Annotated in this window: 10 protein-coding genes; 4 read left to right on the top strand and 6 right to left on the bottom strand. The window is 61.3% G+C overall.

The window, feature by feature from the left end; translation table 11 throughout:
* Nucleotide 1 precedes the first annotated feature (1 nt).
* The 4 genes from glgD to ACTNDJ_RS03845 all read left to right on the top strand — a co-directional run bounded on the left by glgD (nucleotide 2) and on the right by ACTNDJ_RS03845 (nucleotide 7,385).
* On the top strand, nucleotides 2-1,129 hold the full coding sequence (gene glgD / locus ACTNDJ_RS03860) for a glucose-1-phosphate adenylyltransferase subunit GlgD (RefSeq protein WP_441083371.1): 1,128 nt from the start codon (nucleotides 2-4) through the stop codon (nucleotides 1,127-1,129).
* A 90-nt stretch (nucleotides 1,130-1,219) separates the two neighbouring features.
* Nucleotides 1,220-3,544, top strand: a complete 2,325-nt coding sequence (gene glgA / locus ACTNDJ_RS03855; RefSeq protein WP_441083370.1) for a glycogen synthase GlgA — start codon at nucleotides 1,220-1,222, stop codon at nucleotides 3,542-3,544.
* A gap of 219 nt (nucleotides 3,545-3,763) precedes the next feature.
* Nucleotides 3,764-7,060, top strand: coding sequence for a 4-alpha-glucanotransferase (locus ACTNDJ_RS03850; protein ID WP_441083369.1), 3,297 nt, complete (start codon nucleotides 3,764-3,766; stop codon nucleotides 7,058-7,060).
* Nucleotides 7,061-7,148: 88 nt separating this feature from the next.
* Nucleotides 7,149-7,385: an FmdB family zinc ribbon protein gene (locus tag ACTNDJ_RS03845; RefSeq protein ID WP_441083368.1), complete on the top strand. Its 237-nt coding sequence runs from the start codon at nucleotides 7,149-7,151 to the stop codon at nucleotides 7,383-7,385.
* A gap of 459 nt (nucleotides 7,386-7,844) precedes the next feature.
* On the opposite strand, the gene ACTNDJ_RS03840 is transcribed toward ACTNDJ_RS03845, so the two are convergent.
* The 6 genes from ACTNDJ_RS03840 to ACTNDJ_RS03815 form a co-directional block, all read right to left on the bottom strand.
* Nucleotides 7,845-9,245, bottom strand: coding sequence for an RsmB/NOP family class I SAM-dependent RNA methyltransferase (locus ACTNDJ_RS03840; RefSeq protein WP_441083367.1), 1,401 nt, complete (start codon nucleotides 9,243-9,245; stop codon nucleotides 7,845-7,847).
* Nucleotides 9,242-10,162 carry a methionyl-tRNA formyltransferase gene (gene fmt / locus ACTNDJ_RS03835; protein WP_441083366.1) on the bottom strand — a complete coding sequence of 307 codons (921 nt, stop codon included), beginning with the start codon at nucleotides 10,160-10,162 and terminating at the stop codon, nucleotides 9,242-9,244. Before fmt ends, ACTNDJ_RS03840 begins: the two co-directional genes overlap by 4 nt.
* Nucleotides 10,163-10,524: 362 nt before the next feature.
* Nucleotides 10,525-11,061: a peptide deformylase gene (def, locus tag ACTNDJ_RS03830; protein WP_118449363.1), complete on the bottom strand. Its 537-nt coding sequence runs from the start codon at nucleotides 11,059-11,061 to the stop codon at nucleotides 10,525-10,527.
* Nucleotides 11,062-11,079: 18 nt separating this feature from the next.
* Nucleotides 11,080-13,533: a replication restart helicase PriA gene (gene priA / locus ACTNDJ_RS03825; RefSeq protein WP_441083365.1), complete on the bottom strand. Its 2,454-nt coding sequence runs from the start codon at nucleotides 13,531-13,533 to the stop codon at nucleotides 11,080-11,082.
* A gap of 88 nt (nucleotides 13,534-13,621) precedes the next feature.
* Nucleotides 13,622-15,097 (bottom strand): glutamate--tRNA ligase, encoded by a 1,476-nt coding sequence (gene gltX / locus ACTNDJ_RS03820; protein ID WP_441083364.1) that lies wholly within the window; start codon nucleotides 15,095-15,097, stop codon nucleotides 13,622-13,624.
* 239 nt (nucleotides 15,098-15,336) lie between these two features.
* Nucleotides 15,337-15,408: IS3 family transposase (locus tag ACTNDJ_RS03815; protein ID WP_441015707.1), on the bottom strand; the 72-nt coding region annotated here is incomplete at its 5' end.

The following is a 15,408-nucleotide window of genomic DNA, read 5'->3' as shown; positions in this document are numbered from 1 at the left end:
GATGATCAATCGCAAGGCCATCGGCTATATCACCGCTAACTACTCTTCGACCTACGGCAGCGTGCTGCTCAAGGATCGCCCCATCGCGTCCGTTCCGTTTTTGGGCCGCTACCGCCTGATCGACTTTCCGCTGTCCAACATGATGAATGCCGGCATTAAGACCGTCGGCGTTGTCATGCCGGGCAACTACCGCTCGCTGATCGACCACGTGGGCTCGGGCAAGGACTGGGGCCTGGACCGCAAGAACGGCGGCCTGTTCATGGTGCCCGGCAACGCGTATGGCACCACCAAGGGCGGCATGCGCTTCTTGCTCCGCGACATCATCTCCAACAAGACGCTGTTCCAGCGCTCGGACAAGCCCTATGTTGTGATGATGGGTACCAATGTCATCTTTAACATGGACCTCAACACCATCATCGAGGCGCACGAGAAATCCGGTGCCCAGATGACCGTGGTGTACTGCAAGGCCACGCACAACGTCGAAGACGAGACCAAGCTCGATATCAACGAGAACGGCCGCCTGACGGGCGTGAGCGCCGGCGTCGCGTACGGCGACAACGCCTCTATGGACTGCTGCATCGTCAACCGCGAGACACTGCTCCAGATCATCGACCACTACCAAGCCGCCGACTATCTGGACCTGCTCGAGGCGCTCCAGGGCGACTTTGGCAACATCGACGTGTGCAGCTACAAGTACAAGGGCGAGGTCGTGGGCGTGTTTAGCGAGAAGTCGCTGTATCGTCGCAGCATGGACCTGCTCGACCAGACCGTGGCCGATCAGCTCTTTGACCCCGAGCGCCCGATCCTGACCAAGGCCCACGACGTGCCGCCTTCGCGTTACGCGACCGGCAGCCACGCCTGCAACTCGATCATCTCGGCCGGCTGCATCATCAAGGGCACCGTGCGCAACTCGATCCTGTCGCGCGGCGTTGTGATCGAGGAAGGCGCCTCGGTGACCAACTCGATCATCAACCAGAGCTGCATCATCAAGAGCGGCGCCCGTGTTGAGAACGCCATCCTGGACAAGAACAACGTGGTTCCCACCAACACCGAGCTTCGCGGTACGCCCGAGAACATCCTGGTGCTGGGCAAGGCTCCGTTAACTTCCGATACCACCATCGCTCGTTAACGTTGGCACCACATAATCGCACGTAACTTGTAGAATAGTCGCCCGGTTAGCGCCAGGCGGCTATTCTCGAATTGCAACATGGGAGACATAATGGCACAAACCAGCAAAAAGATGCAGATCGTGTTTGCCTCGGCCGAGTGCGCGCCGTTTGTTAAGACCGGCGGCTTGGGTGACGTGGCGGGCTCGCTGCCTGCGGCACTCGTGCGCGCTGGCGCCGAAGTCATTGTGATGGTGCCCAAGTACGCCACCATCAAGGACGAGTACAAGGCGCAGATGGAGCACTTTGCCGACTTTTACGTGAGCCTGAGCTGGCGCAACGAATACTGCGGGTTGGAGAAGCTCGAGCACGACGGCGTCACCTATATGTTCGTGGACAACGAGCACTACTTTGCGCGCGACTATCCCTACGGCTTCTTTGACGACGGCGAGCGCTTCGCGTTTTTCTCCAAGGCCATCACCGAGAGCCTGCAGCACCTGCCCGAAGGCTTTGAGTGCGACATCCTGCACTGCAACGACTGGCAGACGGCGCTGGCGCCCGTGTTCTTGCGAGAGTTCTACCAAGGCCTGCCGCTGTACGACCGCGTCAAGACCGTGTTCTCGATCCACAATGTGGCGTTCCAGGGCCAGTTTAGCGACACCGTGATGGAAGACATACTGGGTATGGCGCATATTCCGGCAGCCGCCACGCAGTTGCGCTGTGACGCCTGCAGCATTAACTATATGCTGGGCGCGCTGCACTATGCCGATGCCATCACCACGGTGAGCCCCACCTATGCGGGCGAGATCCAGACGCCCGAGTTTGGCGAGGGCCTGGACGGCGTGCTGCGCGAGCGTTCGTACGCTCTGCAGGGTATCCTCAACGGCATTGACGTTGTGGGGTTTGATCCGGCGACCGACAAGCGCATTGCCGCCAACTACACGGTTGATGACCGCGCGGGGAAGGCCGTATGCAAGGCCAAACTGCAGGAGGAGTTGGGGCTCGAGATTCGCGACGACCGCCCGCTTATGGTGATGGTCACGCGCCTGACGCGACAGAAGGGCATGGACCTGGTCATGTACGCGCTCGACCGCATCCTGTCCGGTGGCGTTCAGGTGGCCGTGCTGGGTACCGGCGACCGCGACTACGAGGACGGCCTGCGCTACTTCCAGGGCAAATACCCCGGCACCATGGCGGCGCGTATCGAGTTTGACCCGGCGCTTTCGCAGCGCATGTACGCCGCCGCCGATATGTTCCTGATGCCCTCGAAGTTTGAGCCCTGTGGCCTGTCGCAGATCATCGCCATGCGCTACGGCACCCTGCCCATTGTGCGCGAGACCGGTGGCCTGAAGGACACCGTGCAACCATACAACGAGTTTACCTGCGAGGGCACGGGCTTCTCATTTAGTCACTTTAACGGCGACGAGATGGGCGACGCGGTGTTCCGCGCGGCTCGCCTGTTCTGGGATAACCGCGAGGCCTGGAATCAGCTGGTCACGCAGGCCATGAGCCAGGACTTTAGCTGGACACGTTCGGCCGATAAGTATCTGGACCTGTATTTCTTTATGCATCCGGAGATTGAGAGGCCGGTGGCTGTGGAGGCTGCTGCGGCTGTGGAGGAGCCGGTTGCCGCTGAGGCCGAGCCTTCGGCACCCGTTAAGGAGCCCGCTGCTGCCGAGGAGCCCAAGGCCGAGGAGAAGCCGGCTGACGACGGCGAGGTAAAGCCCACGGCGAAGCCTGCCGTCAAGAAGACGACGACCCGCAAGACGACGACTAAGAAGGCCACGACCACGAAGGCCGCTACGAGCAAGACCACTACTGCCAAGGCAACCACCACGCGTAAGCGTACGACCGCCGCTGCCAAGAAGGCTGTCGAAGCCGAGGCCGCTCCCGAGGTAAAGGCCGAGGCCACCGCTGAGGCTACCACTGCCGAGGCTAAGACCGCGGCAAAGGCTCCGGCCAAGACCGCTGCCAAGAAGACGACCTCGACCAAGACCGCGACCGCCAAGAAGGCCACGGCTGCGAAGTCGCCGGCGACCAAGGCTGCTACAACGAAGGCCGCCGCGAAGACGGCCCCGAAGGCTGCTGCAAAGCCCGCCGTCAAGGTCGAGGAGGCACCCTCCGAGCCCAAGGCCAAGGCAGCTGTCGAGGCAAAGCCGGCCGCCAAGACCACCACACGCAAGCGCGCCACGACAACGGCCAAAAAGGCTACGACCAAGACAGCCGCTCCCAAGGCAGAGGCTAAAGCCAAGGACAAACCCGCAGTAAAGGCCGAACCGGAACCGAAGGCCGCCGAGGTCAAGACCGCTCCAAAGGCTACGGCAAAGACCGAACCCGCCAAGAAGGCTCCGGTCTCCCCCGCCGCTCCAGCCGAGGAAAAGGCTCCGACCAAGAAGACCTCCGTCCGCAAGGCAACGGCCACCCGCAAGCGCCGCTAGTCCACAGACGATCTAAAACCTAATAAAAACCCTTAACAAGGGGCGCTCCAACCGGGCGCCCCTTCTCTGTAGATAGTTGATAAAACGATTTTCTAGGAAAACCGTTCGCCGATAGTGAGCGACTGTAGTTTATACAACTAAAGTGCAACGGATATACTTATGCACTGTGCGTTAAGCCCATGACCCGCTGGCCATGATTGTATAGAACTGGACCGTACTATGAGATTGATACACAACAGCCGCCTGACGCAGTTTCGCACTCCTTTTGGCGCTGTGACCACTGGAACTTCCGTTTCGCTTTCGGTGATTTTGGAGGATGCCGACCCCAACCAGGCAACGCTCACCCTGCGCACCTGGGTCGACGGCATCGGAGAGACCTTGATCCCCATGGAGCACAAGGGCGATGGCATCTTTACCGGTGAGCTCAACTGCGACGAGCCCTGTCTTGTATGGTACAGCTTTATATGCAATATCGAAGGCCAGTCCGAGGTCCGCTTGGGTGCGCCGCAGGGTCGCACCGGCGGCGAGGGCGTTGTATACGACTACGCCGAGGTTCCGTCCTTCCAGATTACCGTCTACAAGCACCGCGAGAACCGTCCCACCTGGTACGAGCACGGCATGGTCTACCAGATCTTCCCCGACCGCTACGCCCGCGACGAAAACTGGCGCGAACGCACGCTGGCCGAGGTCGAAAAACCGCGTAAGGGAATCCAGCGTCGCTTGGTCGAGGACTGGAACGAGCCGCCCGTGTACGAGCGTGCCGAGGACGGATCCATCAAGACTTGGGATTTTTACGGCGGCTCTCTCAAGGGTATCCAAAATGACCTGCCCCGCATCGCCGAGCTGGGCTTTACGGCCATCTACCTCAACCCGATCTTTGAGGCCGCGAGCAACCACCGCTACGACACGGCCGATTACACCAAGATCGACCCGATTTTGGGAACCGAGCAAGACTTTACGGAGCTATGCGAGGCGGCCGAGAAGCTCGGCATTTCCATCATCCTGGACGGCGTCTTCAACCATACGGGCGACGACTCGATCTACTTTAACCGCTACGGCAACTATCCCGGCGTCGGCGCGTGGCAGAGCGAGGACTCCCCGTGGCGCGATGCGTTTACCTTCCACGAGGACGGCACGTATGACTGCTGGTGGGGCGTGAGCAACATGCCCGCCCTCAACGAGAATTCCGAGCTCGTGCGTAAAAAGCTTCTGGGCAAGGACGGCGTCATTCGCAAGTGGCTGCGCGCCGGTGCCCACGGCTGGCGACTCGATGTGGCCGACGAGCTTTCCGATGACTTCCTGGCCGATATCAAGGCCGCCGTGCTCGAAGAGAAGCCCGATGCGCTGCTGCTCGGCGAAGTCTGGGAGGACGCCTCCAACAAGATCAGCTATGGCCATCTGCGCCGTTATCTGCAGGGCTCCGAACTCGATTCCGCCATGGACTACCCCTTCCGCGATATGGTCATCGGCTTTTTGATGGGCTACAAAAACGCCTATCAGGCTGCCGAGGACATCGAGACACTGCGCGAGAACTACCCGCGCGAGGCACTGGCCTGCGCGCTCAATCTGCTTTCGAGCCACGACCGTCCGCGCATTATCTCGGTGCTCGGCGGTGGTCCCGACGAGTCGCAGCTACCCGAGAGCGAGCGTAGCAAATGGCGCTTGGACGAGAACTCCATGGACCTGGCCAAGAGGCGCTTTTGGTTGGCGACGCTCATGCAGATGACCTTCCCCGGCGTGCCCTCGATCTATTATGGCGATGAGTACGGCCTGGAGGGCCTCACCGATCCGGGCAACCGCCGTACCCTGCCGACAAAGGACCAGCTCCACGATTTCGATACGTTGGCCATCGTGAAGAACGCATCCGCCCTGCGCCGCGCGTTGCCTTTTATGGTTGACGGCGAGATCAAGGCCTTCGCGCTTAACGACGACGTCCTAGCCTACACCCGCACGGGCAAAGACGGCGAGGCTGCGACTGTTATCGTCAATCGCAGCCTGCGCAATTCGCACCGCGTGACGATTCCGGCGCTCGGTGAATGCGCGAGTGACGTGATCAGCGGCCACGAGTGCGAGATCCACAACGGTACGGTCACGCTCGACCTGTACCCGCTGGGCTCTTCGATCATCTATCACCATGCCGAGAGGCGCCTGCAGGAGCCGCTCGATCATGGTGCGGGCGTCGTGTGCCACATCACCTCGGTGCCGACTGACGATGGCAAGCCGGGTACGATCGGCGCGCCCACGCGCCGCTTTATCGACCACCTGGCCGCCATGGGCATGCGCTACTGGCAGGTCCTGCCCGTCAACCCGACGGATTTCTTCCGCTCCCCCTATGCCGGACCCTCGGCTTTTGCGGGTAACATCGACCTGCTGCCCGAGAGTCACGAGGAGCTGGCCGCCGACTTCGCTTCTTGGAAGGCCCACGGTGGCGAAGATGCCGACCCGCTGTACACCGCGTTTAAACATCGCAATGCCGATTGGCTCGAGAAGTACTGCGTCTACATGGCCGTTAAGAAATACTTTGAGGGCGAGTCGCGCCACGATTGGCCGGCAGATGTCGCGCGCTACAACGAGCATCTGATCGACGACAAGCGCTTCCACGACGAGGCCGAGCTTCAGGCCTACATGCAGTACCGCTTTGACCTGGCTTGGTGCGAGCTCATGAACTATGCGCACAAGAAGGGCATCGAGGTCATCGGCGATATCCCGATGTATGTATCGGACGATTCGGCAGATGCGTGGAGCGAGCCCGAGAACTTCTGGCTGTCCGATACCGGCAAGGCAATCGAGATCTCCGGTGCGCCGCCCGACAACTTTGCGCCCGAAGGTCAGGTGTGGGGAAACCCCACCTTCCGCTGGGATCACATGAAGGAGACCGGCTATCGCTGGTGGCTCGATCGCCTGCGCCGAGCGTTCGCGCTCTACGACCGCGTGCGCCTGGACCACTTCCTGGGCTTCCACAACTACTTTAGCATTCCCGCTGGCAAAGCCTGTGCCGACGGCCGCTGGCTTGCTGGTCCGGGCAAGGACCTGTTCCAGACCGCCTACGACGAGCTGGGTCCGCTCAATTTTATTGCCGAGGATCTGGGCTATCTGACTCCTGGCGTTCGCGCTATGGCTTCGACCTGCGGTTTTCCCGGCATGGACGTACTGGAGTTTAGTGACTACGACGTTCGCTGCGGAATTCATCCCACGCCGGGCAAAATCCTGTACACCTCGACGCACGACACTTCGACGCTCGCTGGCTGGTGCACGCGCTCCTTTGCAGGCGGCGACGAGACGAGCGGTGCTGAGGTGGCGGCCAAGCTGATGGGCGACGCGCTCGCAAGCGACGCCCCCCTGGTGATGATGCCGCTGCAGGATGTGCTGGGGCTGGGCGATGACGCACGTATGAACGTGCCGGGTGTAGCCACAGGCAACTGGACGTGGCAGGCACAAGAGGCAGACGTTGCGGAGGCCGAAGAGAAAACTGCGAAGCTCCTGCGCAGCACCCATAGATTCTGGGGCGAAGCGTGATAAAACCCCCGATATGGGGTACAGTTACAGCTGTTTGAATTTTTGCGGGCAGAGCGATCTGCCCGCTTTGTGCTGAAAAGGAAGTATTATGGCGCGCTACGAATATAAGTGCACGAGCTGCGGCAACGTTTTTGAGGTTGAGCACCCCATGTCCGAGACTCCCGAGGTTGTATGCCCCAGCTGCGGCGCCCCGGCATCCAAGACGTTCTCGGCCAGCGGCATTAAGTTCGACGGCAGCGGTTTCTACAACACCGACCAGCGCAGTGGCGGGTCCAGCACCAGCGCCACAAGCGGTTGCTGCGCCGACTGCCCACATAGCCACTAGCGACAAGCGGTCCCGACACCCAGGCTTCCTGATGAGTTGCGGTGAAATAGTTCCTGAATCAGCCCTTTCAACGGCCAAACAGGATCCATTTCACCGCAACTTTTCTTTAGATGGGATTTCGGGCTGATGCTAAGTTTGTAACATTTCAAAACCCTGCCGGATTACGGGGCCGAATTGGCAACCTCTATCCATTCCGGTAATTTGCAAATTTCAACAAACCATCTACCTGCGGTTTTATTTAGGCCATTTTTGCTGTGGTCAGGCATCACCAATCTTGCCCCGTAATCCGCTCTACTTTTGATAGCAGCAAGTATGAAACGGGGCTATTTTTCCCACTCTTTAGCTAATTTGGGACGGGGCTTTTTAGCTGCCCCAGCTGATAACGCAAATGTTTGGCCGACTGGCGGCCAGGGCAGCTAAAAAAGCCCCGTCCCAAATTAGCTACCCTTGGAATCCGTTTTACTTGCGAACCAGTCTGGCGCAGAAGTGGCCGTCGTAGGAGTCGGCGTTTACCGGCACGCTTTGGAAGAGGCCTCGTGCGTTTTGGCGCAGGGTGACGAGGCTCTTGGCGTGGTCGTACTCGGGCAGCTGCAGAATCTGTGCCTCGGAGAGGGGTGCCACGGTAAAGCCGGCGCCCTCGGGAGAGGCTAGGAAGGCATCAACGACCTGCGTGTTCTCCTCGTCGAAGACCGAGCAGGTGGCATAGATAAGCTCACCGCCGGCAGCCACGCGCGCGGCTGCTTCCTTGAGCATCGTCAGCTGCAGGCGGGGCAACTCAGTCGTAACGTCGCCCTCGGCAAGGCGCCAGGGAATCTCGGGATGACGGCGCATGGTGCCGGTGCCCGAGCACGGAGCATCGATAAACACCGTGTCGAACAGGGCAGGCTCGCCAAGCATCGCGTCAAAGGACGTGAGCACCTCATTGAGCTCGCAGGCATCGCCCGACACCGTACGAACACCCGTAATACCCGCCTTATGCAGACGTGCGAGATTCTGGTCGCACTTGCGGTCGTGCAAATCGAGTGCGGTGTGCTGACGGTCGTAACCGGCACGTTTGGCCTGGCACATCATCACATAAGTCTTGGTGCCACGACCGGCGCCAATCTCTAGACAACGCCCGGGACGGGTCGCCGCGGTGGCGATGAGCTGGGCGTTAAGGTCCGAGGCCACGGCGGCTGCGCGCTCAAACACACCCGACGCAACCGTGGCCTGCGCGTCGACCGGCGCATGGCAACCCGGGAACACGGGTGCCACAAGCTGAGAAATGTACGGATCGGGGTTGGTTGCATAGGCATTCTCGTGCAAAGCCAGCGGCGCGGGCGCCAGATTGCCGGCAAAGCCGAGCGCGCCCTCGGGTGTATCGAACGACGCCATAATGCGAGCGCACAGCCAGCGCGGCATGCCCATCAGGCGAGATAGGCGAACCAAACGGCGCTCGGACTCATCGGCATCCGCCGCAGTGGCAAAGTCCTCGACGTTGTTCGCAACCTTATGCAGCACGGCGTTCGCCAGACCGGCGGCAGACTTAGCACCGCTGCGCACGAGCTCAACGCCCTGACTCACCGCAACGCGACCCGGGGTATGCAGATAGAGCATCTCGAAGGCCGAGATGCGAAGTGCCATGCGCACACGAGGCGCGACCTTTTTGGGCTTATCGAGAAACTGGTCGAGCAGCTCATCCAAAATGCCCTGGGTGGCTGCAACGCCCAGTGCCAAACGAGCGGCGAAAGCAGAATCGCGCTGGTCGATGGCCTTGGCCGAGGCACGGGACGAGAGCACGTCACGCGCGTACATGCCGCGGCGGTCGGCCTCCATCAAAACATCGAGCGCGAGCTTGCGCGCGGGGGAAAGCTTACTCATGACAAAACACCCCACGAAAGATCCGCACCCTGCAGGCCGGCAACCCAGGCAGAAGCAGCCATAGCACGCTTACCATCGGGCTTAACCTCGAGCAGTTCGACCGCGCCATCGGACAGGCCCAGGTAGACGCGCTTGGCCTGAACAGCGACGAGCCCCTCGCCAAGCGATACATCTGCCGGCGCGGCATCGAGCACGCGCACGGTCTTGCCGGCAATCACGCAGCGAGCGGGAGCGGTGTCGGAAGAGGCAAGCACATGACGCACGCAATCAAGTGCCCCCATCTGCGGATCCAGACGCATCTCCTGCTTGGAATTCTTGGCAGCATGCGTGACGAGTGACTCATCCTGCTCAGTCCAAACAGCCGAGCCATCGGCAAGCGAGGGAAGCGTATCGGCAAGCAACTTACCGCCCAGCTCACCAAGCTCCATCGTGAGTGCCTCGGCATGTTTACCGGCAACCGAGGTCGACACCTGCGCGCAATAAGCGCCCGTATCCACGCCATGCCCAATGCGCATAATGGAAACGCCAGTAACCTCGTCACCAGCAAGAATGGCACGCTGAATGGGAGCGGCACCACGCCAACGGGGCAGCAGCGAAGCATGAACATTCACAATACCGAGCGGCGCCATATGCAGCACCTCATCGGGCAAAATGCAGCCATAGGCAGCCACACAGAAAATATCGGCATCAGCAGCCTTAAGACGATCAAAAACATCCGGCGTCATACGATTTGCCTCAACAACGGGCAGACCAAGCTCAAGCGCCTTGGCCTTAACAGGAGACGGCTCCAATTTTTTACCACGCCCGCGAACAGCATCGGGACGCGTAATTACCAGCGTAATCTCATTCCCAGCCTTAACAAGCGAAGTAAGTGACGGCACCGCGAAATCGGGCGTACCCATAAACACAATACGCATAAAGAACGTCTCCCCTCAAACAAAACCGAGACGGCTCCAAATAACAGCGGAAAGCCAAGCCGCCAGCCCTTCCGCAATAACATTTCAACAAGAACAAATATACCCAAAACCAAAGAAAGAGCCGCAATAAAAGCAGCTCTTCCAACAAAGCAATTATCAGCGAAGACGCCCCTCCCTGGCCCTGCGGCACCCGGGCGAAAAGGAGCACGAAAACGCAGTCCCCTTCCGCCGCAGGGCTTAGGTTGTTGCTCCACGCGCAGTTCCGCACGAGCCGAAGAGCACTTAATGTGCTCTTCGTGCGAGCAGGACTGTTTGAGCATGGAGCAAAACCTAAGCCCTGCGGCGGAAGGGGACGGTGGGACCTACTCCGTCTCGCCCGGTCGAGCACCGCGGGCCAGGGCGTCCTGGTACTCCTTGACCGCCTTGATGCGCTGCATCGGCTTGAGTCGCTCGAACATGGTGTTGCCGTGCAGGTGATCGATCTCGTGCTGCAGGCACACGCAGAACAGGTCGCCCGAGGCCTCATAGCGAATCAGGTTGGCGTCCAGATCGTATGCCTCGACAACGACATGGTCGGGACGCTCGATCTCGCAGCTAATGCCGGGAATAGACAAGCAGCCCTCGCTAAACGGCACCAGATGGTCGCTCTGCTCAACAATGACAGGGTTGATGAGCACGTACGGGTCATAGTCGTTCTTGTCGGTATAGTCGCAGTCGATGGTGACGAGCTGGATGAGCTCGCCGATCTGCGGGGCGGCCAGGCCGCAACCGCCGTTGTCGAACATCATCTTCTTCATCTTCTCGGCAAGCGCCTCGATCGCCGGGGTGATCTCCTCGATGACGGCGCACTCCTGGCGCAAACGAGGGTCGGGCGACAATACGATTCCGTTGGCTTCCATGGCCATCCTTTCGGGTTGTTACATCAAATCATAGGCGTCGACGTCAACGCTCACGCTCACGCCGCGCACGGAGCCCACCTCTTTGAGGCAGGCGTCGATATCATCAGAGACATGGTACCCTACCGGCGACTTTACAAGCAGATGGAAGCGGTAACGGTCTTTGGCTCTCTCGATTACACACGAAGCGGGGCCCAACACCTGCGGCACGGCGCTCCCCGCTCGCAAAAAGTCAGGAGCAGTGGCATGCCAGCGGCGCTTGAGAAGCTTTGCGATGCGCCCAATGTAGTCCTGCGCATTATCACGATTCGCCGACCACACCAAAATGTTGACAAGACGCACGAAAGGCGGGTACAGCGCGTCTCGGCGCTGGTCCAGGTCGTAGTCGGTAAAGATCGAGCGGTCGTGCTCGGCAACGGCGCGAATGACCGGGTCCTCGGGCAGATACGTCTGGATGATAACCTCGCCGGGGCGATCGCCGCGGCCGGCGCGACCGGCGACCTGTTCCAGCAAATCGTAGGCGCGCTCCCCTGCCCTAAAATCGGGCAGCTTTAACGCAAAGTCGGCATTGACCACGCCCACGAGCGTGACCTCGGGAAAATCGAGGCCCTTGGCAATCATCTGGGTACCCAGCAGCACCGCGCAATCGGCGGCATCGAACTGCTCGAGTAGTTTTTTGTGCGCATCCTTGCCGCGTGTGGAATCGGCGTCCATACGAATGATGGCGACATCCTCGGGCAGCATCTGGCGTAGGGCGTCCTCGATCTGCTGCGTGCCCAGGCCCATTTTTGCCAGGTAGCGGCTGCCGCACTTGGGACAACGACTCGTGGGCGCCGGATAGGGCTGCACGCGCCAGGACGATCCGCAGGTGTGGCACTGCAGCGTGTGCGTGCGCTCGTGGTACGTGAGCGCGGTAGAACAGTGGTTGCAGGTGGGGACGCAGCCGCACTCACGGCACATCAAAAACGGCGCAAAACCGCGGCGGTTGTGCAGCAGTACGGCCTTCTCGCGGCGCTCGACCACGCGTTCCAGGCCTTCCATCAGCGGTTTAGAGAACATGGAGCGGCTGCCGTGCGCGAACTCGCGGCGTAGGTCGGCAATGCGGACCGTGGGCAGCACGGCGTGTCCCGGGCGCTCGGGCATCTCGACACGCGTCCAGGTGGCACCGTTGTACATACCGCGGCGACAGCGGTCGAGAGCCTCGGCCGAGGGCGTGGCGGAGCCCAACACGAGCGGGCACCGATAGCGGCGCGCCATCTCGGCAGCCACCTCGCGCGCATGGTAGCGCGGGCTGGAGCCCTGCTTGTAGCTGGTCTCGTGCTCCTCGTCGATGATGATGAGGCCAAGATCGCTGAGCGGGCAAAAGAGCGCCGAGCGGGCGCCCACGACCACGCGCGCGGCACCGCTGGCAACCATATCCCACTGGTCCAGACGCTCGCCGGCCGAAAGACGCGAGTGGAAGACCGCGACCGTCTCGCCAAAGCGCGAGCGGAAACGGCCGACGGTCTGGGCCGTCAGCGAAATCTCGGGCACGAGCACGCAGGCCGAACGGCCGGCCGCCAGCACGCGCTCAATAGCCGAAAGGTAAACCTCGGTTTTACCGGAACCGGTGACGCCATCGACAAGGACAACGTCGCCATGGGCATCAAGGCGGGCGCGTTCAATCTGGGCGAGCGCCTGCTGCTGGCCGTTGGTAAGAGAGACCGGCGCCTTGCCGCTTGCCGAGGACAACGTGGTCTGCTCGCTACACCCACGCCAGGCGCGGCGCTCCTCCACCACCACGACGCCGCGTTTTTCGAGCGCTTTAATGGTCGCCGACATGCTGTTGTAGAGCAGGTTGAGGTCGCGCGTGGTGACCGGGCCGCATTGGAGCGCGTCGATGAGCTGACGCTGACGGACCGCTGTCTTGGGCGGCGTGTAGTCGAATCCCTCGGGCGTGAGCATGACCCAACGGTTTTGGATGGGTTTTACGGCGGGGCGCTCAACGGTCCACACGCCGTCATCGCCCTTCACGACACGCGGACTGCCGCCCGGAGGCAAGAACAGACGCAGGCACTCGGAAAGCGTCGCGACGTACTCGTGGCTCATCCAGCGCGCAATGCGTGCAGCCTCGGCGGTAAAGAGCGGCTTGCTGAGGATGGCCTCGATGGGCTTGATGCGCAAGGGGTCGAGGGCGTCGTTGCCTTGCAGGTCGCCCAGCTCGGGCGCGATATCGACGATATAGCCCGCGGCCGCACGGTTGCCAAAGTGGACCAGGACCGTGGACCCGATCTGGGCATCGTTGGCAAGGGACCGCGGGATGCCGTAGTCGAATGGCTCGGAGAGCGCACGGGTCGGGATGTCGAGGACCACGCTCGCGTAGGCGGAGACGGGTTCGGGTGCGAGCTCGGGCTGCGCCGGGGCGGCGGCAGGGGCCGCGGACTTCGGAGCTTCCTTAGGTTCCGGCGAACCAAACAGCGACAGTTGCTCGGCCATGGCCCCAGCACCTCCTATCCCATACGTCTTTAGAAACAAGAGCCCCGCTCGGGTGAACGGGGCTCGGATACATGCGTTTACGCAGCTGCTACAGCGCCATCGTGCGGGCGCGGTCGATGCGCGCCAGGCAGTCGTCGCGGCCGACGAGCGCCATGGTCTCGCCCAGCGGGGGGCTCACCATGTTACCGCAGACGGCGACGCGCACAGCTTGGAACACCACGCGCTTCTTGAGGTCCATCTGCTCGGGCAGCGGCTCAAGCGCGGCGTCGATGTTGGCAGCCGTCCACTCATCCACGCCCTCGAGCGCGGCCTTGGCGGCATCCAGAATGGCGCCCATGCCTTCCTTGGCCAGACCCTTGTTGACAGACTTCTCGTCATACTCGAGCGTCTCGGCCGTGGCAAAGATGGGAGCGGCGACGGTCACGGCGTCGGCCGGCATCTTGGTGCGCGGCTTGACGATGGCGGCAAGCGCGTCAATCCAGTCCTCGCCGTACTCGATGTTACCCTCGATCATACCGGCCTCGTGCAGCTCGGGGATCATGATCTCGTCGGCAAACTGGGCGTCGGACATGTTGTTGATGTACTCGGCATTGACCCAGTCGAGCTTTTTGGGGTCGAAGGTCGCCGGGTTCTTGGAAATGCGGTCGAGCGAGAACTTACGGGCCAGAACATCACGCGGGATGATCGTGGTCTCGCCGTCGAGCGACCAGCCGAGCAGCGCCAGGTAGTTAACGAACGCGTCGGACAGGTAGCCGGCGTCGCGATACTCCTCCACCGAGGTGGCGCCGTGGCGTTTAGAGAGCTTCTTGCCGTCGGCACCCAAGATCATGGAGATGTGGGCGAACGTGGGAACGGGCGCGCCGAGGGCCTCGTAAACCATGACCTGGCGCGGGGTGTTGGACAGATGGTCGTCGCCGCGGATGACATGGGTGATCTTCATCATGGCGTCGTCGACGACGGTCGCGAAGTTATACGTGGGCGTGCCATCGGAGCGGAAGATGACAAAGTCGTCGAGCTCCTTGGCGTCGAAGGTCACCTCGCCGTGGACGGCGTCGTGGATGACGACATCGCCGCGGTCCTCGGGCACCTTGATGCGAAGGACGTAGGGCTCGCCGGCCTCGATGCGGCGGCGTGCCTCCTCGGGATCGAGATCGCGACAGCGGCGCTGATAGCCCTGGAAGGGGTCTTTACGCTCCTGGGCGGCCTTACGGTCGGCCTCGAGCTGCTCCTTGGTGCAAAAGCAGGGATAGGCCTTGCCCTCGTCCCAAAGCTTCTGGGCGGCCTGCTTGTACAGGTCCAGGCGCTCGGTCTGGGCATAGGGGCCAAAGTCGCCACCAACCTCGGGGCCCTCGTCCCAGTCCAGGCCCAGCCAACGCATAGCGCGCAGAATGATCTGCGTGTTCTCGTCGGTAGAGCGGGTGGGATCGGTGTCGTCGATGCGCAGGATGAACGTGCCGCCGTTTGCGCGGGCAAAAGCCCAGTTATAGATAGCGGTGCGGGCGCCGCCGATGTGCAGCTTGCCCGTCGGTGAGGGTGCAAAGCGGACGCGAACGTCTGATGCCATGGAAATCTCCTCGATTGCAGGATGGATGTCTAACCGCACCAGTATAAAGCAACAATGCCCACCTCCGCACAAAGGGCACCGACCCAGTCATCGAACCCGGGTAGCTAATTTGGGACGGGGCTTTTTTAGCTACCCCGGCAGGCTATCGGCTAAACCAGCAAACAATCAGCCGGGGTAGCTAAAAAAGCCCCGTCCCAAATTTGAACTGCACCCCAAAACCTGGACGGCTTAAATAAGAACTACGCCGCAAGGGACTGTCTCCGGAACTCCTCCGGGGTCAGTCCCTTCAGTTTAACCTGGCGCCTCCTCGT

The organism is Collinsella sp. HCP3S3_D1 (genome assembly GCF_052064015.1).
Classification (GTDB): Bacteria; Actinomycetota; Coriobacteriia; order Coriobacteriales; family Coriobacteriaceae; genus Collinsella.
The sequence above is the reverse complement of the archived record's forward strand: the minus strand, read 5'-3'. Positions and strand labels throughout refer to the sequence as shown.

Excerpts from the sequence above, each read along its gene's own strand:
- glgD (WP_441083371.1), top strand. The coding sequence starts at position 2 with ATGATCAATCGCAAGGCCATCGGCTATATCACCGCTAACTACTCTTCG.
- glgA (WP_441083370.1), top strand. The coding sequence starts at position 1,220 with ATGGCACAAACCAGCAAAAAGATGCAGATCGTGTTTGCCTCGGCCGAG.
- ACTNDJ_RS03850 (WP_441083369.1), top strand. The coding sequence starts at position 3,764 with ATGAGATTGATACACAACAGCCGCCTGACGCAGTTTCGCACTCCTTTT.
- ACTNDJ_RS03845 (WP_441083368.1), top strand. The coding sequence starts at position 7,149 with ATGGCGCGCTACGAATATAAGTGCACGAGCTGCGGCAACGTTTTTGAG.
- ACTNDJ_RS03840 (WP_441083367.1), bottom strand. The coding sequence starts at position 9,245 with ATGAGTAAGCTTTCCCCCGCGCGCAAGCTCGCGCTCGATGTTTTGATG.
- fmt (WP_441083366.1), bottom strand. The coding sequence starts at position 10,162 with ATGCGTATTGTGTTTATGGGTACGCCCGATTTCGCGGTGCCGTCACTT.
- def (WP_118449363.1), bottom strand. The coding sequence starts at position 11,061 with ATGGAAGCCAACGGAATCGTATTGTCGCCCGACCCTCGTTTGCGCCAG.
- priA (WP_441083365.1), bottom strand. The coding sequence starts at position 13,533 with ATGGCCGAGCAACTGTCGCTGTTTGGTTCGCCGGAACCTAAGGAAGCT.
- gltX (WP_441083364.1), bottom strand. The coding sequence starts at position 15,097 with ATGGCATCAGACGTTCGCGTCCGCTTTGCACCCTCACCGACGGGCAAG.